Raw genomic sequence first — 21998 nt, 5'->3', positions numbered from 1 at the left:
GGGATCCCTCAGACTCTGACTCCATTAGACTTTAGCAATCTCCACCACCGCCATCACTGCCGCAAGATGAGCTTGAGCTACTGCTTGGCGTATATATCGCTGAAGCCCCATCGCTTTGAGAACCTGACGTGCCGCCGCGATTTTTGGAAATAAACGTAATTAAGAACATCAACGCACATAGCGAAATAATAGCGATAGATGCTTTCCACTCACCGGTTATAGCTCCGCTGTAACACGAGTACACAGCCACGGCTAAACTAACAAGCCTTATTAGTAACCTCATAACGATCTCCTTTTTACCAGAAGGCATTAGGGGCAAATGTACTCTGCCCCCATTATTGGGTGGTTATTTAACGATGGTCATCTCTTCAATTAGGTTTGTAGCACCGTCAACGTATTCCATCACCCATAACATGTAGCGCGTGTCTACATGGATGGTACGGGTTGTTTTCGGGTCAAAGTCCCAGTCAGAATTAACACTCTCGAACGTACCGTCAAACAACAGACCGATGAGCTCTGCTTTTGCGTTAAGCGTTGCTGAGCCTGAGTTACCACCTGTTGAGTCTAAGTCCGTAAGGAAGTTAACCGGTACGCTATTGATGTCTTCAAGCTTGTATGGACCGTACTGTTTGTCTTCAATAAGCTCAAGCTGTTTTTGAGGTGAGTCGAATGGTGTCTCGCCCGTGTCTTTTTCGGTAATACCTTCAAGACGAGTAAACGGCTCGTAAATTAGGCCGTCTTTTGGCGAGCCGCCCATTACGTTACCGTAAGTCACACGAAGCGTACTGTTAGCATCCGGGTAAGCAAGGCTACCCAAAGATTTTTGCCATTCGATAATCGCACTCATGTATTTAGGGCGAAGTGCAGCAGCTTTACCGCTAAGTGTTTTGCTTTTATCTTCAATCGCCATTTCGGTATCAAATAACGCAACGGCAAGTTTAATGAATGGGTCGCTGCTGTTTTCAAAATCAGCACGGCTTGCGGTTAACCATTTTAAACGCTCTTTCGTGCTGGTAAGTGAAGTATTGTCGTAAAACGCTTTTAACTTCTTCTGAAGCATTTTTCCGTCAGTATCACCATCAATGCCTATTGCTTTATCGAACGCGGCTACTCGGTTTTCTTCAGGCTGTTCAAGGTACATACTAATCATTTTTTGCCAAACGGCCTGATCAACTAACGGATCAAAGCGACGCTCAATGCGCTCTACGCCTTCTTTCAGACGAATTTGATCGCGCTCCTGAAAACCAGATTCACGTTCTGCGTCCGGCTTTTCTTTTTCGATGGCATTGCGATAAAGGGTTTGGGCTGACGACAAGAGTTGTGCACGACTTAGGTTGTTGTACCAGAAATTTTGCTTGTTCATTTGCATTTGTTCAGCACTAACCGCATCAAGATCGGCAAGTGCTTGCTTCATTTCACTCTTACCGTTTTTATCAAGCCATGCAGCTAGTTGCTCTTCACGCTCAGCGCGACGTGGAACAAGTCCAACGCGTTTAGCGCCTGAAAGCTGACCCAACGTATTTTTGTGAAAGTTGTTAAGGCCCGCTAACAATGCTTCGTATTTGATACGCGCATCGCTGCCTTCTTCAGATGCACTTTCAATAGTCTTGATCCACGCGTCTACCAGTTCAAGGTAAGTGGGATATAACCAATCAAACGTGTACGACACTTGTGATAAACGTGCATAGCGATTAGTAGAGCCAGGGTAGCCCGCTGCCATAACAAAGTCGCCGTCTTCAAGCCCAGCTGCCGAAACTTTTAAGAAATGGTCAGGTTTAAACGGCACGTTCTCTTCACTGTAATCAGCGGGTTTACCGTCTTTACCCACATAAGCACGATAGAAAGAGAAGTCGCCCGTATGACGAGGCCACATCCAGTTATCTACATCACCGCCGTATTTCCCTATAGAGTCAGCAGGTGCATAGGCTATACGCACGTCACGGATTTCCATTTGCTTTATAAGCTTATATTCAAGGCCTTGGAAAAATGAAGGAACAGAACAGCGGAAGCCTGCTTCAGATTCACATTCTGCAATGAGTGCTTTGCGATTAGCTTCGATAAGGTCGTAGCGCTCTCGTCCTTGAACATCATCATCGATACCGCCAATAACTTTGTCGGTTACGTCAGAAAAATCTACCGTAACGAACATGCGAGTACCCGGTGCTGCGGGTAGCTCGTCACCAATTTCTTTAGCTAGAAAACCGTCTTTTAAGTAGTTATTTTCTGGGGTGCTGTTGTATTGTACTGAACCACGTGCGCAGTGGTGATTGGTAACTGCCAAGCCTTTGTCAGACACAAACGATGCTGAACAACCGCCAAGAGAAACAATAGCGCCCATTGGAAACGCGGTTAAGTCGTTAATACTACTTGCAGGAATTGCCAAACCTGTTTCTTTTAAATCGCCAGCAATTGAAGGGAGCTGTTCTGGCGTGAACATGCCTTCCTTAGCATGTACCTGCATAGCACTACCTAGTAATGCGGCAGAAATACAAAATACACTTACTTTAGACATCAGTGATCCTTGTTCTTGTCGTTAATCTCATTGTTATAAATAAATCGTAATAAATACCAAGTTAACGTGAACGTCAACATGGTTACAGTGTAACGATAATCTTGTGTACGCCCTATAAAAAAGCGAACAGAGCAGAGTGTAAATTTGTTAAGAAGTGTGACTAACTGCCGCTGACAGCAGAGAAAAGCGGGTTTATCGCATAAAAAAAGAAGTTACTAATTCAAATGGAATAAAAAAGGCAGAGTATCAACTCTGCCTTTTAGTTTTCAGAAATCGTTAGTTAACGCTTAAAGCACTGACACTAATGCTTTTGCTAGTGTTTCTACGTTTTCTTGGTTGATGCCCGCAATGTTTACGCGGCTTGAATCAACAAAGTAGACACTGTGCTTTTCACGTACTTCTCGCACTTGCTCAGGTGTGATACACAAGAATGAGAACATACCTTTTTGATCGTTTACGAAACTAAAGTCTTTAGGAGAGCCATTATCATGAAGGTTTTGAACTAGCATTGCACGGAGTGATTTCATGCGATCGCGCATTTCGTTCACTTCAGATACCCACTCGTTGTTAAGGGCTTCGTCAGCTAGGATAATGTCTACCAACGCGCCGCCGTAGCTCGGTGGCATAGAGTAGATACCGCGCGCGATTGACTGAATTTGACCCTGTGCAATTTTACGGGTCGCTGAATCTTCAGTGATAATAGCTGCTAGACCAACACGCTCGCGGTAAAGCCCAAAGTTTTTAGAACAAGACGCCGCTACAATTACTTCTGGAAGATTCTCGACCAACAAACGCATACCGTATGCATCTTCGTCTAAGCCTTCACCGAAGCCAAGATAAGCCACGTCGATGAAAGGCAAAAACTCACGCTCTTTCGCTACTTCGAGTACTTCATCCCACTGCGCGTTAGTAAGATCTGCACCTGTTGGGTTGTGACAGCATCCGTGAAGAAGAACGATATCGCCTTTTTCAGTTTTGCGAAGGGTTTCCATCATCGCGTCGAAACGAATGCTTGCTGACGCTTTATCGAAGTACGGATAGGTTTCAATTTTAAGGCCCGCAGAGCCGATAAGTGGAATGTGGTTTGCCCACGTCGGGTCGCTTACCCAAACTTTTCCATTTTCGTTACAACGAACTAGTAGCTCTGAAAGAATACGCAGTGCGCCACAACCACCGGGTGCTTGAACGGCGGCAACGCGGTCTGCAAGAAGTACTGGGCTATTCTTACCTAAAAGCAAAGACAACATACCGTCAATAAAACCTTGGTTGCCTTGAGGCGTGATGTAGGTTTTGCTGGTTTCTTTGTCTAAAAGCACTTTTTGCGCTTTTGCGACACTTGAAAGAATAGGGGTATTACCTTGCTCATCTTTATAAACGCCAACACCTAAATCTATTTTATTTGGGTTGGTGTCTTCACGAAAAGCAGCTGACAGGCCAAGAATTGGATCTGGGGCGAGATGGGGTAATACTTCAAACACGATATGTCCTCACGTTACGTTGGTGTGCAATAATTAGCAGGCAGGCATTATGCCACCGATGGTAGAAAAAACGACCCCTAAAGGTTGAAAATATTTCAATTAATCTGCTTTATAAAACGTAAACGAAAGTTTCATTTCAAAAATGCCCTAAATTGAAAAAGAAAAAGCACGAGTTTCCAGTGTTTCACCTCTATCTGAAAAACGTCGTTCTTTCCAGGTCAATGTATTGTTCTTATCTACCAGAAGCAGCGTAGAAGTCCGCGTACCGTATTTTTCGGTTTGAATGAAAATGGAAGATAACGCCTTTTCCCATTCATAACCTATTCCCGTGTCGGGTAGGTGTGCATCCTCTGCTTTATTTTCGTGGCGCAGAATATCAAATAAATCGTCATCATTGATTGTGCTTTGCTGCTCAATGTAATCACTTAAGGCAGTAACCCCTTGGGTGACTTTTGGCCATGGCGTAGCAATATCAGCATTTGACAACCCATACACGCCAGTATCAATTGAGTGGGTCGAATTGTTTACGTTGTTGTAAACCTGAAGCGCATTTACATTACCAAATAGTAAATTATAGCCGTTGTATCGCTGGCGCGTTTTTTCAAGCTTAGCTAAATATGCTGACTGTTCTGCATTGCCTTTTGGGGCTGGGCTTTGCTCTAACCAGTTGGCAACTAATTCACCGCGGGATACTGCATTCTTATTGATGTTGTGTGGGTCTCTTACATTGGTAAGTGCAGCGATGTCGCCGTTACGCGTAACACCCATCCAAGTGCCGCCAGCTTCTAAATCCTGCCCAGCAAGTAAGTGCGGGTGGTTTTCCCAAAATGTTGAAGGTGCAGTCGGTCTTGCGTAAAACTCGTCTCGATTCGCTGCAATGAGCAGTGGGTAGTCATCTCGCATCTTGTTTGCGATAAATAAAATACACATAGTTCACCTAGTGTCCTTTCTTAACTCGTTCTATACACACCGTTTTACCACCTGCTTTAACAATTGTGTTACATTTACGTCTTGATTACTCTTCGTCAATGTATGCGCAGTTTAATGTGTTGCTCTTTAAGACAATATGCGGGTATAAAACAGAAAAAGAAAGCTTGAGGGTCAATGAAGTATTGAAAGCAACTTGCCGATAATGCCATGCCGATGTAGCTCACCAATATATTAAGCCCTAGACAAAGCCCCAAAAACAATAAACAGAGTATAATAAAAATGAGAAAACCCTCGAATTCTAATAACCATTCTCAATTAGCTAGTAAAGTCATTGTGGGAAACGATATCCCGAGAAAATGGCCAAATTGGTTGTCGTCGTTTGCCGCATGGGTGCTCACGAAAAGAGGCTGGCAAGTAGAAGGCGAACTCATAAATCATAAAAAAGCTATATTAGTGGTAGCACCGCATACATCAAACTGGGACTTCTTTATTGGTTTATTCGTGGTTTTTGCTTTTAAGTTAAACATTAATTTTTTTGGCAAACACACCATATTTAAGCCACCGCTAGGTGCAATTGTAAAAAGGCTAGGGGGCATTCCCATTGAAAGAAGCAAAGCCCACGGCGTGGTCACCTCTATTGCGAATAAAATTAAAGAGGCTGATCAGCTTATTCTTGCTTTAGCGCCAGAAGGAACTCGGAGCCCCATTTATCCATGGAAAATGGGGTTTATGCATATTGCACAACAAGCTGAAATTCCTATCCAAGCCATAGGTTTGGACTACGCTAAAAAAAGAATTGTATTGGGGCCGATTATTCAGAAAGTGACTAATATAGATGAACAAATGCAAACTATTTATTCGTTTTATGATAATGTTTGCGCAAAATATCCTAAAAACTGCATTATAAAGCCATAACCATTTGTGTACGTGGTATGTATGTATCAGTCTTAAATAGACTAATACAGTGCGTATTTGGTTAGGTCGCAAACATCTATTTTCGGAGCTTCACCCGTGACAAAATTGGGATTCACAACCCGTCAGGTACATTCTGATCGCATGCTAAATACCCCGGAACATGGTGGTGTACACAGCAGCACATCTAATTCGGTTCTTTTTGAGTTTAAAGATGCGCAAGGCATTATAGATGCGTTTCAAGGCAAGCGCGCCGCTCACGTCTATTCTCGTTCTTCTTCGCCTTCTGTGGCTGCACTGCAAAATATGCTCAACGATTTAGAAGGCGGAGTAGGTACGCTGTGCTACTCAACGGGTATGGCGGCCATAAGCAGTTCTTTATTCGCTTTGTTAAAGTCGGGCGATCATTTAATCGTAAGCCAATACCTTTTCGGCAACACAAGAAGCTTTTTCGAAACGATAAAAGATTTCGGTGTGCAGGTTACGTTCACTGATGTGACCGACATTCAGCAAGTCAAAGAAGCTTACCAGCCGAACACAAAAGGTGTTTACACAGAAACCGTGGCAAACCCTGTAACACAGGTCGCCGACCTTCACGCAATTGGTCAATTCTGTGAAGAAAAGCACATGCTGTTTATCGTTGATAACACTATGACACCGCCACCAGTTTTCTATGCAAAAGACGTTAAGGCGTCGTTGGTGTTTTGCTCGCTGACAAAATATATTGCGGGTCACGGGAATGTCTTAGGCGGTGCAGTTGTCGATACGGGCAACTTCGACTGGACAAAGTTTGAAAACCTAAAGCCAGCCTATCAGGTTGCAGATACAGCGCAGTGGGGCATTACTCAAATCAAAAAGAAAGGGCTTCGTGATTTAGGTGCTACATTGGCGCCACAGTCAGCGACGGCTATCGCTTTGGGCATGGAAACCTTAGATCTGCGTCTATCTCGAAGTCAACACAATGCTATGCAGCTAGCAACTTTCCTTGATAATCACCCAAAAGTATCTAAAGTGTTTTATCCTGGGCTTGCTGACCATCCACAGCATTTTATGGCACGGGAATACCTAAACGGTGGCTACGGAGCAATTTTAAGCTTTGATCTAATTGATGGTGCGGATCCAGTGGCCTTTCTAAACGAAATGCAGCTGGTTATTTGTGCAACCCACCTAGGTGATAATCGTACGCTGGCGCTACCTGTTGCACCTACGATTTATTTCGAGAACACAGCAGAAGAACGTGAGTTAATGGGTATTTCCGATACCATGTTACGTATTTCGGTAGGTATTGAAGATACACAAGATCTGATTGCAGATTTCGAGACCGCGCTAGACACGATTTAGATAGCGATTAGTTGTGTTAGAGTACAGAAAAAGGGGCTTTCGCCCCTTTTTAATTTAAGCCAGTTGCCTTTTGCTACATATCATTCAAAAAGCGTTCTCTGTAACTCATTAGTCGAAACCAAGCGTGATTTGGCCACGAATTTCACCACTAGGGAATGCGTCTGAGTGGAAGTTTGTGTAAAGACCTCCGTCAGCCATCACGCCCATTTGATCGGCCGTTAGCGTTGTATTAGCTGGCACAGACCACACACCATCGGTACCACCAGTGAGCCCCAGTAACACACCACCATTTACACCGGCTTCACCTTCGTGAATATGCGCCATAGTTGCTGTCATACCAGTAATGGTTACGCTTCCTGACAATGCACCTGTAGATGTATTCAGAGTAAATGCGCCAGCACCGCTTGCCGTTGTAGTAACAGCGGGAACTTCCTGCAGGCCATCGGCAATGATGCCGTACACTTCAATGTTGTCAGGCGTAATCTGACCTCTAATTTCACCGCCAGTATTGGCTGCTGTGTGCACATTCACATAATGGCCGCCTGATAGAAGTTGCGTAGCTGTGGCTTCATCAAGCATCAAGCTACCGTCGGTCATCCACACGCCAGCTGTCTCTTCGCTTTCGACTAACGCCTCTAGCACAGGGCCATTTACACCAGCGAAGCCAGTGTGAATATGTGCCATAGTCGCATTTTCGATGGTCGTTACCGCTACAAGAGAAACATTATTATTGGTCGTATCGAAAAGGGCATAGCCAGAGCCCATTGCCATAGTATCTACTGCTGGTACTTCTTGACTGCCGCTTAGCGAGAATGTTACTACCGCTGTTGTGTTTGGAACTATTTGGCCACGGACTTCACCGCTAGGATTAGCTGTAGTGTGAACATTTAGATACCATTCACCACTGGTCAGTGCATCTAGGTTACTCGGCGAAATGTTAGTTTCAGCTAAAACATACGTACCATTGCCAGCATCAGTTAGTGGGAAAGCAACCGGGCCGTTCATACCAATGCCGCCATCATGCACGTGTACACCAGTAACGTCAGTTAGGCCTGAAACATCAACGCTTACGCTAAATGCAGGCAAATCTTCGTCAATTTCAACCACTGCTGTTGCAGTAGACATAGTATCAACTGCGGGTACCTCTTGTGAGCCACTTAAACTTACGTTGTAAGTCATATCTGCATTAAAAGCAGGTGGAGGTGGCGCAAGCCCATCAAGCAATGCTAGTTGAGGCAAGTCGCCTTCCATTGCGCCATCTAGTGCGATAGCAGTGTAAATCTCACCATTCTCAAGCGTTAAAACACCTGTTTCGATTGCCGCTGTTTTGGTGCCCGTTGGTGTAACCGTAACTACGTAGTCACCTTCTGCAAGGCTTACATAACCTGTTTCTACGAGTTCGCCAGTTTCATAAGCAATATCGGAAAACACTGGGTCTTCCGCGTCAATTTCACCATCTGCAGTTACGTATATATCTACGTTACCTGCTGAAGGTGAAGCATGTACGATTCGTACTTTTGCTTCTGTCGCAATTGAGCGAGGCATATCAACTAATACGTCTAATTCTGGGGCAGAAAGTACGTTGTTTGCAATGGCGGTATAAGACATGCCTATCTCTAGCGTCAACTCAGCATCGTCAATTGCTACAAAACTGTTGTCGTTATCGGCTACAACATCAATTAAGTAATCACCTTCCGCAACAGACAAATAGTCTGTGGTTCGGGGGAACTGAATGCCGTCTACTAGCACAATTTCGTTGTTAGCAATAACGTCCACCGCTGGCGCGTCGCTGATACCATGTACCACGCGTATTTCGGCACCTGCTTCTGCATCCCAAATTTTGAAACTGCTGTCACCGTCTGCGGCCAAAAGTGTTACTGGTGAATCACCTGTGCCCACATTATTGGTAGCGGCAATAAGCAAATCAGCACCGTCTGCAAGGTTTACTGTCCCAGAGTCGTATACAACCGTTGTCTCACCGGCAGGTGTAATACGAATTTGATAATCGCCTGCAGGTACTTGAATTAAATCAGTTGCGTCAGTAAATTCCGCGGTGACTAGTGGCTGTTCAGCGGTAATATCTGCTTCTGGCGCAGTAACATAGATATCAACCATTGGCGCCATAGATGCTGCATGAACAATCTGCACTTGGGCGTTGCCAGCTTCCACTGCGGTTTCCATGCTCGTGACCGTGAGTAACGATAAGGTTTCGTCAGAAACATTTCCAACGGCGAAAATATCGTAATTCACATCTGCTTCTAACGTGACGTCGGCCTGCAGTACTTCAGCGTTTTCACCAGGGAGAATACCAGTTACCCCAATGTCGTACGTACCCGTTTCAACTTCAAAACGCGATGAAGCGACCTGATAATCAACATTTTCCAAACCATTCAGAATCGCGTCATTAGCGGTGACATTGACCATAGGAGCGTCAGATGCCGCGTGGACAACGCGAACGTTTGAATACTCAATAACGGGGGCGGGAACTTCAACGACTTCATCATCGTCATCATCAGAGCAACCGATTAAAAATAGTGGTACTATTGAACATGCAAGGAGCGCTTTGGTCCTTCTCATTTTTTGTATCCTCTTAATTGTGTTGTGGCAAACTCGGTTACGCTGAGCAAATACAAGAAGATCATCCTCCTTGCAACATTAACGCAATGTAATGTTTACAGAATTTTTACAAATACGTTGTTAGTACAAATTTGTTCTACAAAATAGAACGAAGTCTTCATGTTTTTGATATTTTCATCCAACCTAATTGCCCTAAAATACGTTTAGATTATCGAAACAACGAATCAATGGAGTTCGGCATGAAAACAGTGTTAGCTATATTTTCTAGCCTTAGCGGCAGTCAGGGTAATTCTTCAAAATTAGCAAATGAGTATCTTTCAAAAATTGAAAGCAATGACTCTGTGCGTGTTAATCGTGTAGACGTGGCAAAACTTGCGTTACCACATCTGACAGGTGAAGAAATGCAGGCGTGGATGACTGAGGCTTCTGAAAGAAATGAATCTCAACACGCATTGGCAAAAATTTCTGACGACATTGTTGAAGCGGTCAAAGCGGCTGACGAAATTGTGTTGGCAGTGCCTATGTACAATTTTGGCATTCCTTCAAGTCTAAAAGCCTACTTCGATCGCATAGCGCGAGCAGGTGTAACTTTTAAATATACTGAGACAGGACCTGTAGGTTTGCTAGAAAATAAATCAGCGACTGTTTTTGCCGCGCGTGGTGGTGTGTATGCAGGTTCAGACTTTGATACGCAAACGCCGTATTTAAAACACTTTTTAAATTTTGTTGGTATCAGTGACGTAAAATTCGTTTACGCTGAAGGACTTAACATGGGCGAAGAGCAAGCAAACAAGGCTTTTTCTGAAGCAAGCGAAAAAATTATTGAACTAACCAACAACTAAACACACTAAATTAATGCAGTTAGCTAAAACGTAGGAAGTATGTTTTCAGCTAAAAGTGTGTTCCAAGTTGAGTGTGCTTGATTGCCCCGCGTATTACGCGGGGCTTTTTTATGTATGGTATTTATACTCGCGTTTAGTGAAACCCAAAAACGATATGAATACCGGTTGCCTTATTCGCTTTTTAGCAGTGCCTCTATGTCAGCAATAAAAGCCGGATCAGTAGGCTTTGTTGAGCTAGGGTAGTGGGTAATTTGTTTACCTGAACTGTCAATAAGGTACTTGTTGAAATTCCACGATGGCGCTTTGCCAGTGGCGGTTTTTAGCATTCTATACATAGGATCGGCGTCTTCGCCTTTTACCGATATTGGTTCAAACATCGGAAACTTTACACCGTATGTCAATTCACACAGTTCCGCCGTTTTGCCTTCATCATTATCTTCTTGATTGAAATCGTGCGACGGGAAACCTAGCACTACAAAGTCTTTATCTTTGTAGTCACTGTACAACGCTTCTAAGCCTTCAAATTGGGGCGTATAACCGCAATAGCTAGCAGTATTGACTACCAGTAGAGTTTTCCCCGCGTATTCGTCACACAAGTTCACCGTTTCTTGAGAATTGAGTTTACGCTTCATAAACTTAAGTACGCTGGGGCACTCATTCGCAAAGCCAGTAGACGTAAAAAAGCTCAGCGCAAGTAACGCCGGTATAAAACCTTTCGCTTTCATAGTGTTTTACCTCATCAGTTAATTTTTGTTATTTTGTTCAGGTCGACAGACCACGTTTCCAAACCATAAACGCAAAACGCATACGTTTGGTTCACTATCTCAATCGATGAACGTTAGCGCTTTAGTTGTTGCTCTGCGTATAATGTTACCGTTTTTTAAATAACAACGACTTAAAATAATGAAAAAATATTCTTCTTTACTCATCGCGGCCAGCGTAACTTTTGCGTTGGGCGGATGTGCAAGCACCACTAACGAGCCATCTAACCAAACCACGTCTACATCGCTTCCTGCTGCCACAGTTCAGCAAACCGTTACTCCAGATGTCGCGCCTCAGAACAGCGCACAAAATGGTGAAATTACTTTAAAGCAAATAATGTCAGACCCTCAATGGATGGGCGCGCTACCCGAAGGTATGGGATGGTCGGTCAATGGCGATAAAATTGTTTTTGAAAAAGAAAGACAGAATAGCGTGTTAACAGATGTTTATGTTGCTGAACTTGCTAACCCAGCAAACGCAGTAAAAGCGCCATTATCAGATTTACATAAGTACCGATTTGACGAACGTGTAGTAAGAGATGACGGGGTTATTGCCTATTCATTTGAAGACAGTGTTTATGTGCAATTTACCAACGGTGAGACCGTGCGTATCGCTCGTGGCGGGAATGCGCTGTCAACGCTTTCATTTATGACTGATGGCCGCTTAATGGCGTTAAGCGGTAACAAATTTATTGCTATAGACCTATCTAACGGCACCCGCGAAGAATTGTTGAGCTGGGAGTTTAGCGACGAACCCAAAGCGGTTGAGCCGCCTAAAGATTATATTGCCGAGCAGCAACAGTCGCTGGTGGAATACATCAAACTACAGCGGAAAAACAGACAAGAAAAAGACGAAGCGCATAAAGCGTTGGCCAAAGAAAACAGCAGTGTAGCACCTACGCCGTTTTACTTTGATAAGTCGCATCGACTAGCGGGTATTAGCGTATCACCTGCAGGTAACTTCGCGGTAGTAGCCACTACGGAAAGTAAGCCGACTCGCGATGACAGCGATATCATGCCACACTACATTCAAGAAGACAGCCGCATTGCAGCGAAGCCGGTACGCCAACGAGTTGCAGATGCTGAATCGGTGAATCACGTGCTGTGGCTGCTTAATTTGAAGACAGGTGAGAAGAGTGAGCTTAAATACTTTAATTTGCCTGGCTACAATGACGACGTACTTGCTGACGTAAAAGCAGAAAACGCGAAGGCAAAAGGCGAGACCTATGAAGTTAATCGTTTGCCGCGCGACATTACCTTACTGCAAAGCTGGTACTGGACTAAGCCTTCTATTCGCTGGCACAAAAACGGTAACGCCGTTGCCGTTATGCTAGAAGCATGGGACAACAAAGACCGCTGGATTGCAACGGTCGACTTAGCGAATAAAACGCTAGAAAACCAACATAGGCTTCATGACGATGCTTGGGTAAACTACCGTTTCAACGCGTTTGATTGGCTAAATGACAGCGAGACGCTTTACTATCAGTCTGAGCATACTGGTTACTCTCACTTATACGTCCAAAAGCCTGGCGAGAAGCCAGTCGCGCTAACCAGCGGCCGTTTTATTGTTGACGATTTAACGCTTTCTAGCGATGACAACTATATCTACTTTAAAGCAAACATGGAGCATCCGGGGCTTTACGAAGTTTATCGTGCAGATTTAAGCGACAATACCATCGATACCATGACTGATTTGAATGGTATGACAGACTACTCACTTAGCCCTGATGGTAAAAATTTGCTGCTAAGCCATAGCAAGGTGAATCAGCCACAAGAGCTTTACGTTAAGCCAGCAAACGAAACAACAGCGGCAAAGCAAATCACGCAAAGCACCAGTGCTGATTTTAATGCACTTCCATGGGCGGTGCCTAACATCGTTGCTATTGAATCGTCGCATACCGATGCACCTATTTACGCACGAGTATATTTACCGGAAAATTACGACAAGTCGGCACCAAATAAAGCGGTAGTGTTTAATCACGGTGCAGGCTATTTGCAAAACGCCCACATGGGGTGGTCTGGTTACTTCCGAGAGTACATGTTCCACAGCATGCTCGTGCAGCAAGGCTATGTCGTACTAGATATGGACTATCGCGCGAGTGCTGGCTACGGACGCGATTGGCGAACCGCTATTTATCGTCAAATGGGTACGCCTGAAGTGCAAGATTTGCGTGATGGTGTTAACTGGCTTGTTGAAAATGCAAATGTAGATCGTGAGCGTATTGGCACATATGGCGGTTCATACGGCGGCTTCTTGACCTTTATGTCTATGTTTACCGCGCCAGACCTGTTTGCGGCAGGTGCAGCACTTCGTCCGGTAACCGATTGGGCCCATTACAACACGCCATATACGGCAAACATACTGAATACGCCTGATATTGATCCCATCGCTTTTGAGCGTAGCTCGCCAATTTATTTCGCAGATGGGCTAGAAAAGCCGTTACTTATCAATGCGCCTATGGTTGATGACAATGTGTTTTTCCACGACACCGTGCGATTGGTACAGCGCCTTATCGAGCTTGAAAAGGAAGATTTTGAAACGGCTATTTATCCGGTAGAGCCACATGGCTTCGTACAACCAAGCTCTTGGCTTGATGAATACCGCCGTATCTATAAGTTATTTGAAGAAAACTTATAAGCAAAGCCTTTACTTGAATCGCCCAACGTCTAAGAAGCGGTGGGTTGCTCATAAAGTAATAGTCATACAGCAAAAGGCCCAAATTCAATGAATTCGGGCCTTTTTTTAAATCTTCATTGTTTGCTTCAGCACATTTTATCTGTTTTAACGAATTAAAATGCGCAAAAAGAATGACGCTATATCGCTCGAGTTTCTATTTTCTTTTCGCCGTAATAAACATAAGTAAAAAGATTGCGATACCCGTAAGCGCACCGAATAAATGCGCGTCTACGGCAACTTTTGCGTCAATCAGGTTTGCAACTTGTTCACTACTACCGTCAATTTGTTCGTATCCCACCTTGATGGCTAGTCCTATAAGCAATAACCAACCCGACTTCATTTTCTCTTTTATATCAACACAGGCACCCCATGCGAAAATTCCGTGTAGTGCGCCTGACAAACCCGCGTACCATATTAGATCTGGAGAAAAGAAATAAAGCCCGACACTGGTTCCTAAGCAGCACCATACAAAAACTTTTAAGTACAAACCAAGGCGATAATGTTCACCGTGTAGTGCCCATAAAAGCGCCAGGCCTGCTAAATTTAAAAGTAGGTGGTAGCCATTGGTGTGCACGATATTTCCGCTGACTATACGCCAGGTTTCTAAACCTTGAATGGCATACCTGTCGTAAGCCAAATAATTGCCAGACATGGGCTCAAAGAAAAACGCGACAACGGAGCATAGCGCTACAAATAAAGGACCAGCGCTATACTTAAGCGAAAACGGCAGTGACATCATCAGTGTTAGTTATTTTTGAATTTCGAATTTGCTGGCTATGATACAGAAATTGCCAACGCGGTGAAAACTGAAGTACACCTAAAATAAAAAAGACGACAGTAAAGGAGTAATTATGTCTTACATTATTACCGAAACAAACCAGCAATGCTTAACCATTACGCTTAACCGTACCGATAAAAAAAATGCATTAACGCGGGACATGTACCAAGAAATGGCGAACGCCATATTAGGTGTTAAGAACGATGGCTCAACCAAAGTGGTGGTCATTAAGGGCGCGGGCGATTGTTTTACTGCAGGGAATGACATTGGAGACTTCGCACAGCAACAAGATCACGCTCAGGTGCCAGAAACAGCTGCGTTTATGCGCGCTCTGGCGGCGTGTCACTTGCCGGTTATTGCGCAAGTTCACGGGTTGGCAGTGGGCATAGGCACAACGCTTTTACTTCACTGCGATTTTGTCTACGCCACTCCAGATACCCGATTTGTTCTACCATTCATCAACTTAGGGCTTGTTCCTGAATATGCATCAAGTTATCTTTTGCCTAAGGTTGCCGGTCATATAAAGGCGGCAGAGTGGCTAATGCTGGGCGAACCCTTTACCTCTGCTGATGCTTATCAATTTGGTATTCTGACAAAAATTGTCGACGCTCATGAAATAGATCAAACGGTTCAAACTACGGTAGAGAAACTCGTCGCCAAGCCTTCATTTTCGCTTAAACAAACAAAAGCGCTATTAAAAGGTGACGGAGAGCGAACAAACCAACAAATGAACGAAGAGTTTGATATATTTTTAGAAGCGTTGGGCACAACCGCAGCTCAAGAAGCGTTTGATGCGTTTCTTAAAAAACGCCCAATAAACCCCGAAAAATTTAAATAAGAGGAAGTATTATTTTGAGACGCAGTGCTTTTTTCAGAGCTTCAGTGGTAACTCTTGCATTATCTAGCTGTTTTATTTTTGGTGCGAACGCGAAGCAAACGCGTGAAGTTGGAGAACCAGAAGCGGCAACAGGCTACATAGAGAAAAAGGCATTTGAAGCCAAAGATTATATGGTTGTAGCGGCAAACCCCTATGCGTCTTGGGCGGGAAAGAATATTTTAGAAAAGGGCGGCAGTGCAATCGATGCAGCGGTAGCTGTGCAATCGATGCTCTCGTTGGTTGAACCACAATCGTCAGGCATCGGTGGTGGTGCATTTATCCTTTATTGGGATAATAAAAACAAAGTACTTCATACCTTTGACGGCCGTGAAACTGCACCGAAAGCAGTCAATTCTCATTGGTTTATTGAAGGTAATAAGCCAATGCGCTGGTTAGATGCCGTAGTAGGTGGTAAGTCAGTTGGCGTGCCTGGTGCAGTAAAAGCGCTAGAAATGGCTCAGGGCGAGTTCGGCAAGTTGCCTTGGAATACGCTGTTCGACGATACAATCAAAACAGCAGAAGACGGCTTTAAAGTATCGCCGCGTTTAGCCAAACTTATTGCATTAGACTATCACCCGGGGCTGAAAACCTTTCCTGCAAGCTCTACTTACTTCTTCCCAGCAGGTCTGCCGTTAAAAGAAGGCACGGTCAAGAAAAACAAGAAGTTAGCTAAAACTTTAAGAGGTATTGCAGAAAAGGGCAGCGACTATTTATTGAAAGGCGAGGTCGCTGAAAAAATAGTAAAAGCGGTAAACAGCGCTGAAATCAACCCGGGGCAGATGACGTTAGAAGACTTAGCAAGCTACGAGCCTGTAAAGCGTGAACCTGTTTGTGGGATATATCACGAAAAGCGTATCTGCGGTATGGCACCACCTAGCTCTGGTGGTGTGAACGTTTATCAAATTCTAAAAATGTTAGAAGGTTTTAACCTTAGTCAATACGCACCGGATTCAGTAGAATTTGCCAACCTGTATACGCAAGCAAGTGCGCTTTCATATGCCGATCGCGAGAAGTTTATAGCAGATAGCGATTTTACTAACCTACCATTTGCGGCCATGATCAACACAGCATATCTTCAGCGCCGTGCCGAGAGTATTGCTGTTGATAAAGAGTGGCGCCGCAAACGCGCGGGCAACCCCTACGCCGATGCGAATGTAGCACTTGGTACGTCAATGGAGCTGCCCAATACCTCACACGTTTCTATAGTAGACAAAGAGGGCAATGCAGTATCAATGACTACCAGCATTGAATTTATGTTTGGTTCTGGGATTATGGTAGAAGGCTTCCTGCTTAATAATCAGCTTACCGACTTTTCATTTTCACCAACCAAAAACCGTTTTCCTGTACCAAATCGCGTAGAGCCTGGTAAACGCCCTAGAAGCGCGATGAGCCCTACAATGGTGTTCGACAAAGAAGGGAACCTTGAGGTTGTTGTAGGCTCGCCGGGCGGCTCTAGAATTGTAAGCTACGTCGCTCAAACCCTAATTGGAGTTTTAGACTTTGGCTTGGATATTCAGCAGGCCATCAATCTTCCTAAAATTACTAATAGAAACGACTATACGGCGTTAGAAAAGGGCACACCGATAGCTGAGCTTGAAGAGCCATTAAAGGCACTTGGCCACAATGTTAAAGTGGTGGATTTAAACAGCGGTCTTCACGGCATTCAGTTTAAATCAGGTAAATTAATTGGCGGCGCAGATCCTCGCAGAGAAGGCATTGCAGTAGGGCGCTAATTTGGTATTTGCCTAGTTAAAACTAGATGCAGCAATGCACTGTTGCGTGAGTGAAAGCGGAAGGTTTAATATCTTCCGCTTTTTTGTTTGAGGCGGGCGGTAACACTCGAGACAAGAGTTCTCTTTTATCGATTACTTCGTTTAAGGCCATCAACCATCAAATATTAATATAACCTTCAAGGTAAGACACCGCTTGGCCAGAAATAAGCACGCGGTCACCAATCACCTCACATTTTAATGTGCCGCCTCGTTTAGATGCCTGATATGCCGTAAGTTTCGATCGTCCCAACTCTTTTGCCCAATAAGGCGCTAGCCCAGTGTGGATTGAACCGGTAACCGGGTCTTCATCACCGCCGTTCGCAGGCCAGAAATAACGGGATACGAAGTCAAATTGCGTACCAGGCGCTGTCACTACCACATCATAAGGCGCTAGTGTTTTTAGTTGTTCGCTGTCTTGAACTACGCTTAAAACATCATCTTCGTTTGAATAAATAGCAAAATAAGCTTGGTTATTTTTTAGAATCCTTTTGGGCTTGATAGAAAGCCCTTGTAGTAACGCTTCAGGCACGTCATCAACAGGGTGAGGAATTCTATTAGGGAAGTCCATTTGAATGAACCCGTCTTCTTTCTTAACGACTTTCATCATCCCCACCGACTTGGCGAATAGAGAAATGTGCGGTAATTGGTAATTTTCGTTAAAGATTACGAACGCGGATGCCAGCGTTGCGTGGCCACAGAAGTCGATTTCCGTCATGGGGGAAAACCAGCGGATATAGAATATACCGTTATCATCTTCAACTAAAAAAGCAGTTTCAGAAAGGTTATTCTCAGCAGCGATTTCTTGCATTTTTTCGTCGCTAAGCCATTTTCCGGTGATAACCACCGCGGCAGGGTTACCTTTAAACCTTACACTGGTGAACGCATCAACAACGTTAATTCTAATTTTCATAAGAACGCGCTTTTTTTAATATTCTGTCTAGTTCGGGTTTAATTGGCATTACCTTAAATGGGCTTACATTAGTACCGCCCGTATTTCCCGTAGGCACTAAACCAAAAGCAGTTTTTGTGGCAGCACCAGCTATTCTGAAAAGTTGACCAAAAATTTCACCAATTTTGCCTTGTTTCACTGCCCATAAAAGCATTTGAACGTGTACTTTTACGTGTAGCCTTGTAGACGCTTGACCAAGAACGTGGGCATTTTCCAAATGAGCGAAGGCTACAGCCTTATTTCCGTAATTTTGCTCATTGCGAGCTAATGCCAACTCTTCTTCAACATAAGGACGGATGTTTCGCGTAAAGATGTTTGCTTTCAACATGGTGTAAGCACCTTCTACTGAGATTGATTTAAACCAAGCTCTTTTTGCATTTTCTTGGTTAACCCTAACGATACTAGCTTAAACGACGCGCTTAAATAGTATTCTAATGCCTCATCTTCATTACTGTCGCAATTGTACTGCTGTATCCACTTCATTCCGCGACTGGCAAGATAGGGGGCTGGTCTATAGCCAGGCTTTTCTTCCAGAAAATAATAGTTTTGCTCAGATGTTTTAAAGGTAAAAGCAGGGTGTCCGTCCTTGCCAATGCTTCCAATAGCAAAGACTTTACCACCAACCTTCCACACTTCTGAATTTCCCCACTGAACGACATGAGTAGTGTGGGGGAGTGCTTTGCAAAAATGATTAAATTCGTCAAGGGTCATAGGCATTCGTTTAACTAGTTGTCAAAGCATGAGTCATCGATCTTTATCATAATACTATATGTCGCTGTCACTACGATGCTTGCTGATTAACTCTGAAATAGCATTTGTTATTCTTTGCGTTGTTATGTGCGTGCATTTTCAGACCCACAGACAAGTGTTTCCTCTCCAAGATGGTAGACATTATTGATGGCTACGTATGTGCCGGAAACAACACCTGATATTGGTATTAGTAGAAGCCCACTGATTGAATAGAAGGTATCTGTATCCTCAAAACCATTGACAACTTTGAGTGTTTTGCGGTCCGAGGATATCTCACACTTGTTCACTTTAGCCGTATCGGTTTCTGGAACTACTATACAGGCGCTTAGCAGAGGTATACTTAGAATTAAGAATACTAGTGATCTCACTTAATAGGTCCTTTTATTTTCATTACACAGATTAGCACATAACATTGAGCTAAGCGGCGCAGTTGCGTGGAGCATAATGGCGAAGCCGGCCCGCGTGTATGCGTCCCAGTGACCGCAGCGAACGAGTTTAGTGCCTTGTTAGATGCGCGCATCCATAACCCATTGACTGCTAAATTATCCGAGCCTTTAACTCTAAATAACTACCTGTATAAGTTTCTTACGGGCTTCCCATTCTTGTCTTTAAGAACTCTGTTGCGATAATTCACAGGTGTTGAATCAGGCTCGATAATCACGTAGTAATACACGAAATAGCCGATCCAAGAAAATAAAAAAGACATCAAAAACCAAATTAACTTTTGATAGCGCTCAGCTTTGTCGGATGTAAGGGCTAGCGCCCATGGCAACACATTGAAGAAAAAGCCAAGTATTAAGAACATTAAAAAGAAGTTAATTGAACCCATAAAAATCCCTTAAATTTGTCTTCCTAATAAGCATCTAACATTAAGCTAAGCGGCGCAGTTGCGTGGGGACCGCTCTGCGTGTATGCGTCCTAACGAGCGCCAACGAGTGACTTTATTTTTTTGTTATGTGACTTACCCGCGATTTGCACTATTAATCTTGAGATGTTTTACAAATAAACCACAAAGTAGCATAACTGCAAGAACTAACGTGCTGAAAATTAGGTAGATAATTGCCGTAGAAATCCCCGCTTTGAACTCGATGCTAAAAATGAAAGCCAGTGTGGTTGAAACTATTAAGCACAATACTGAAAGGCGTTTTGCGGGTACTTGAAAAGACCAATTTAACCAGTAATTTGGCAGTGAAAGAATTGACCAGCTAGGAAGCACACCTAGCAATAATAAAATTGCGGGAATCAAAAATGTGCTGAAATTAATACTTTCCATGAAACCTTCGAGTCAAATAACGCTAAGCTGACGCGCAATTATATAATGCGATAATGCCAAAGGCGAATTGCGTAGTTGCACCAGTGAGCGCAGGAAACGAGTTTATCGCCTTGTTATGTAACCTGCTGATATTACAAGTAATCCGCTTGTTCATATTTTCCATAACCTGCGAGAGTTAATTCCTTTAGTTCTTGAAATAGTTTGGCATCAGTTACTTTAAAGTTGAAGCATGATTTGCCTTGCATGCGTTTTTTGAGCTCTGGTGATATGGCTTCCAATAACTCTGGAAATACATAGACAGGCATTATGTGAAAACTTACGTAATTTTTATTGATTTTTACTGAGCCAAAGTACATTGGCTTTTTGTTCTTCATGACATGCTTTGTGTCTAAGTAAAAGTTGTCTGACTTATCTATTGCAACAACCATTTCAGTTGAATACGGAACCAATATTTCTTTGAGATGGTGGAATATTTCTTCTGGATTCTGCATTCATTAATACCCTTTAGAATTAAACACGAAAAAAGTCACATTGCACTGAGCTAAGGGGCACATACATGCAGCAATAATGGCGCAAGCCACTGCATGTATGTGTCCCTCTTGAGCGTCTTGTTATGTTTTTGGTGTTTGATTCATTCTGATGAGACAAAATGCTTTTTATTATGAGGAATGCCGCATACCCAACCCAAGACATGAAAAGAGCTAAAATAGCCCAGCCGACCTTTTCTGCTCCTTTTGCTCTTGAGGAACATAAGATTAGAAGTGGTGGCAACATGACCAAAAATACTAGTGCGAATAAGGTCAGATTCATACCTATACTCCTTTATATAAAATGCTTTCCTGATTAAGCTCGCTATTCTCGAACTTTACTTTACAAGACTTTTTCGGCGGTCATTAAAACAAAATAACCTAAAAATTACGTAAAACATAACGCCCGCTACGTTTTTGTGTCCGAGCGAGTCTGCGAGCGACTTGATGCGCTGGTTATGTGCGATTGAAAAACGTCCTATCATTGCGTCTCACTGTTGTCTGTAACAGGGCCAAGTATGATATCCCATATGTTTTTACGCCAAAACGAGTCAGGACTAATTGTAGTAAAAGCGACAGCCCTCACTAGAGAAAACAACGAATAGCCAACAAAAAAGAGAGATAAAACATATATAACAAAAATATGTATCTCCGAACCGCGACGGCTAGAGACAAGTTCTATCCCGTTACCTACAGTTTTTAAAATTAGTAACGACACGATAGTAGTAATCACTAGGTAAACTGTGCTTCGTTTTATTTCTTTATTCAAATTGGTATAAACCTTTTCATTGAAGCAAATATCATCCACATAAGGGGCATAAACACGTGTGCAATAATGGCGAAGCAGCCCTGCGTGTTTGCGTCCCAGCGAAGCGCCTTAATGTGTTTGTTATACCGCGATTTTTGCATGATTAACGGTGGTGATAAAAGCTTCTGGCGAGTTAACACCCAAATAAATTTTCGTTTTTCCATTAATAGGTGAACAGAGTTTTATAACAACATTCGGAACACCAGAGTAGTTAATGCGTATTTCGGTGAATCC

General features: G+C 43.6%; 17 protein-coding genes. 6 read left to right on the top strand and 11 right to left on the bottom strand.

Annotated elements, in window-relative coordinates:
- Window positions 1-31: 31 nt before the first annotated feature.
- From RJ41_RS14205 to RJ41_RS14190, 4 genes are all read right to left on the bottom strand, one after another.
- Entirely contained in the window at window positions 32-283 is a 252-nt protein-coding gene (locus tag RJ41_RS14205; protein ID WP_039222158.1) for a hypothetical protein, read from the bottom strand.
- A gap of 63 nt (window positions 284-346) precedes the next feature.
- Window positions 347-2512, bottom strand: a complete 2166-nt coding sequence (locus RJ41_RS14200) for a S46 family peptidase (RefSeq protein ID WP_039222156.1) — start codon at window positions 2510-2512, stop codon at window positions 347-349.
- Between the two features lie 287 nt (window positions 2513-2799).
- Window positions 2800-3990 (bottom strand): amino acid aminotransferase, encoded by a 1191-nt coding sequence (locus RJ41_RS14195; protein ID WP_039222153.1) that lies wholly within the window; start codon window positions 3988-3990, stop codon window positions 2800-2802.
- 147 nt (window positions 3991-4137) lie between these two features.
- The gene (locus RJ41_RS14190; protein ID WP_039222151.1) at window positions 4138-4920 is read right to left on the bottom strand and encodes an NRDE family protein; all 783 of its coding nucleotides are present in this window, start codon (window positions 4918-4920) and stop codon (window positions 4138-4140) included.
- A gap of 279 nt (window positions 4921-5199) precedes the next feature.
- Here RJ41_RS14190 and RJ41_RS14185 point away from each other — a divergent pair, with 279 nt between their 5' ends.
- Window positions 5200-5835, top strand: a complete 636-nt coding sequence (locus RJ41_RS14185; RefSeq protein ID WP_039222148.1) for a 1-acyl-sn-glycerol-3-phosphate acyltransferase — start codon at window positions 5200-5202, stop codon at window positions 5833-5835.
- A 96-nt stretch (window positions 5836-5931) separates the two neighbouring features.
- Window positions 5932-7173 carry a cystathionine gamma-synthase family protein gene (locus RJ41_RS14180; RefSeq protein ID WP_039222145.1) on the top strand — a complete coding sequence of 414 codons (1242 nt, stop codon included), beginning with the start codon at window positions 5932-5934 and terminating at the stop codon, window positions 7171-7173.
- Between the two features lie 108 nt (window positions 7174-7281).
- Here RJ41_RS14180 and RJ41_RS14175 read toward each other — a convergent pair whose 3' ends face one another.
- Window positions 7282-9750 carry a CHRD domain-containing protein gene (locus RJ41_RS14175; protein WP_039222142.1) on the bottom strand — a complete coding sequence of 823 codons (2469 nt, stop codon included), beginning with the start codon at window positions 9748-9750 and terminating at the stop codon, window positions 7282-7284.
- A gap of 239 nt (window positions 9751-9989) precedes the next feature.
- On the opposite strand from RJ41_RS14175, the gene RJ41_RS14170 reads away from it, so the two are divergent.
- Window positions 9990-10592, top strand: a complete 603-nt coding sequence (locus RJ41_RS14170) for an FMN-dependent NADH-azoreductase (RefSeq protein WP_039222139.1) — start codon at window positions 9990-9992, stop codon at window positions 10590-10592.
- A 170-nt stretch (window positions 10593-10762) separates the two neighbouring features.
- On the opposite strand, the gene RJ41_RS14165 is transcribed toward RJ41_RS14170, so the two are convergent.
- Window positions 10763-11317: a glutathione peroxidase gene (locus tag RJ41_RS14165; protein ID WP_039222136.1), complete on the bottom strand. Its 555-nt coding sequence runs from the start codon at window positions 11315-11317 to the stop codon at window positions 10763-10765.
- Window positions 11318-11495: 178 nt separating this feature from the next.
- Here RJ41_RS14165 and RJ41_RS14160 point away from each other — a divergent pair, with 178 nt between their 5' ends.
- Window positions 11496-13991: a S9 family peptidase gene (locus tag RJ41_RS14160; RefSeq protein WP_039222134.1), complete on the top strand. Its 2496-nt coding sequence runs from the start codon at window positions 11496-11498 to the stop codon at window positions 13989-13991.
- A 193-nt stretch (window positions 13992-14184) separates the two neighbouring features.
- On the opposite strand, the gene rrtA is transcribed toward RJ41_RS14160, so the two are convergent.
- A complete protein-coding gene (rrtA, locus tag RJ41_RS14155; protein ID WP_039222132.1) occupies window positions 14185-14769 on the bottom strand; it encodes a rhombosortase in 585 nt (194 codons plus the stop codon).
- A 112-nt stretch (window positions 14770-14881) separates the two neighbouring features.
- Between rrtA and RJ41_RS14150 the strand changes: the two genes are divergently transcribed.
- Entirely contained in the window at window positions 14882-15646 is a 765-nt protein-coding gene (locus RJ41_RS14150; protein ID WP_039222129.1) for an enoyl-CoA hydratase, read from the top strand.
- 14 nt (window positions 15647-15660) lie between these two features.
- The gene (gene ggt / locus RJ41_RS14145) at window positions 15661-17418 is read left to right on the top strand and encodes a gamma-glutamyltransferase (protein WP_039222127.1); all 1758 of its coding nucleotides are present in this window, start codon (window positions 15661-15663) and stop codon (window positions 17416-17418) included.
- Window positions 17419-17575: 157 nt separating this feature from the next.
- On the opposite strand, the gene RJ41_RS14140 is transcribed toward ggt, so the two are convergent.
- The 4 genes from RJ41_RS14140 to RJ41_RS14115 all read right to left on the bottom strand — a co-directional run bounded on the left by RJ41_RS14140 (window position 17576) and on the right by RJ41_RS14115 (window position 20920).
- Window positions 17576-18367 (bottom strand): PhzF family phenazine biosynthesis protein, encoded by a 792-nt coding sequence (locus RJ41_RS14140; protein ID WP_039222124.1) that lies wholly within the window; start codon window positions 18365-18367, stop codon window positions 17576-17578.
- Window positions 18357-18734 (bottom strand): DUF3703 domain-containing protein, encoded by a 378-nt coding sequence (locus RJ41_RS14135; RefSeq protein WP_039222121.1) that lies wholly within the window; start codon window positions 18732-18734, stop codon window positions 18357-18359. The genes RJ41_RS14140 and RJ41_RS14135 overlap by 11 nt, the downstream gene beginning before the upstream one ends.
- Before the next feature lie 14 nt (window positions 18735-18748).
- Complete coding sequence (locus RJ41_RS14130) at window positions 18749-19117, bottom strand: MmcQ/YjbR family DNA-binding protein (protein ID WP_039222117.1); 369 nt, start codon at window positions 19115-19117, stop codon at window positions 18749-18751.
- Window positions 19118-20560: 1443 nt separating this feature from the next.
- Window positions 20561-20920 (bottom strand): hypothetical protein, encoded by a 360-nt coding sequence (locus RJ41_RS14115; protein WP_039222106.1) that lies wholly within the window; start codon window positions 20918-20920, stop codon window positions 20561-20563.
- Window positions 20921-21998 lie beyond the last annotated feature (1078 nt).

Origin of the sequence: Alteromonas marina (assembly GCF_000808575.1) — a bacterium.
GTDB classification, from domain to species: Bacteria; Pseudomonadota; Gammaproteobacteria; order Enterobacterales; family Alteromonadaceae; genus Alteromonas; species Alteromonas marina_A.
The sequence above is the reverse complement of the archived record's forward strand: the minus strand, read 5'-3'. Positions and strand labels throughout refer to the sequence as shown.

Excerpts from the sequence above, each read along its gene's own strand:
- RJ41_RS14185 (WP_039222148.1), top strand. The coding sequence starts at position 5,200 with ATGAGAAAACCCTCGAATTCTAATAACCATTCTCAATTAGCTAGTAAA.
- RJ41_RS14160 (WP_039222134.1), top strand. The coding sequence starts at position 11,496 with ATGAAAAAATATTCTTCTTTACTCATCGCGGCCAGCGTAACTTTTGCG.
- RJ41_RS14135 (WP_039222121.1), bottom strand. The coding sequence starts at position 18,734 with ATGTTGAAAGCAAACATCTTTACGCGAAACATCCGTCCTTATGTTGAA.
- rrtA (WP_039222132.1), bottom strand. The coding sequence starts at position 14,769 with ATGATGTCACTGCCGTTTTCGCTTAAGTATAGCGCTGGTCCTTTATTT.
- RJ41_RS14190 (WP_039222151.1), bottom strand. The coding sequence starts at position 4,920 with ATGTGTATTTTATTTATCGCAAACAAGATGCGAGATGACTACCCACTG.
- RJ41_RS14150 (WP_039222129.1), top strand. The coding sequence starts at position 14,882 with ATGTCTTACATTATTACCGAAACAAACCAGCAATGCTTAACCATTACG.
- RJ41_RS14130 (WP_039222117.1), bottom strand. The coding sequence starts at position 19,117 with ATGACCCTTGACGAATTTAATCATTTTTGCAAAGCACTCCCCCACACT.
- RJ41_RS14200 (WP_039222156.1), bottom strand. The coding sequence starts at position 2,512 with ATGTCTAAAGTAAGTGTATTTTGTATTTCTGCCGCATTACTAGGTAGT.
- RJ41_RS14170 (WP_039222139.1), top strand. The coding sequence starts at position 9,990 with ATGAAAACAGTGTTAGCTATATTTTCTAGCCTTAGCGGCAGTCAGGGT.
- RJ41_RS14165 (WP_039222136.1), bottom strand. The coding sequence starts at position 11,317 with ATGAAAGCGAAAGGTTTTATACCGGCGTTACTTGCGCTGAGCTTTTTT.
- RJ41_RS14115 (WP_039222106.1), bottom strand. The coding sequence starts at position 20,920 with ATGCAGAATCCAGAAGAAATATTCCACCATCTCAAAGAAATATTGGTT.
- RJ41_RS14175 (WP_039222142.1), bottom strand. The coding sequence starts at position 9,750 with ATGAGAAGGACCAAAGCGCTCCTTGCATGTTCAATAGTACCACTATTT.
- RJ41_RS14140 (WP_039222124.1), bottom strand. The coding sequence starts at position 18,367 with ATGAAAATTAGAATTAACGTTGTTGATGCGTTCACCAGTGTAAGGTTT.
- RJ41_RS14205 (WP_039222158.1), bottom strand. The coding sequence starts at position 283 with ATGAGGTTACTAATAAGGCTTGTTAGTTTAGCCGTGGCTGTGTACTCG.